At 53.7% G+C, this 441-nt stretch carries 1 protein-coding gene; it reads right to left on the minus strand.

What is annotated here, in order from left to right; all coding sequences use genetic code 11:
* Positions 1-441, minus strand: a 441-nt coding sequence (locus ACTD9P_RS29990; RefSeq protein ID WP_438870476.1) for an ABC transporter transmembrane domain-containing protein, incomplete at both ends; no start/stop codon positions are given.

The following is a 441-nucleotide window of genomic DNA, read 5'->3' on the forward strand; positions in this document are numbered from 1 at the left end:
CATCATAATCAACACAGCGCAGCCCATTACCAGTGAATCCACCAGCGTCAGCACCCCTTCTCCGGCGGCAAACACGACGCAATCGACGTCATTGGTCGCACGAGCCATGAGATCACCCGTGCGATGACGCAGGTAAAACTCCGGGTGCTGCCGGCTTAGCTGACGGTAATAATCTTCACGCAGTTCAACAGCCAGTTGGTAAGACGCGCCAAACAGCAATACGCGCCAGACATAACGCAGGAGATAAACCACAACGGCAATCAGCACCATGGTGGCGATCCACATCAGGATCAGCCCGGTAGTAAAGTGTTGTTCTGTCACGCCATCGACAACAATACCAACCACTTTTGGCGGAACCAGTTGCAGCATCGCGATAATGACAAGCAAGGCGACAGCCCCGAGATAGCGACGCCATTCCCGACGGAAATACCAGCTTAATTG

Origin of the sequence: Pseudomonas onubensis, from assembly GCF_965653655.1 — a bacterium.
In the GTDB taxonomy this organism is placed as follows: domain Bacteria; phylum Pseudomonadota; class Gammaproteobacteria; order Pseudomonadales; family Pseudomonadaceae; genus Aquipseudomonas.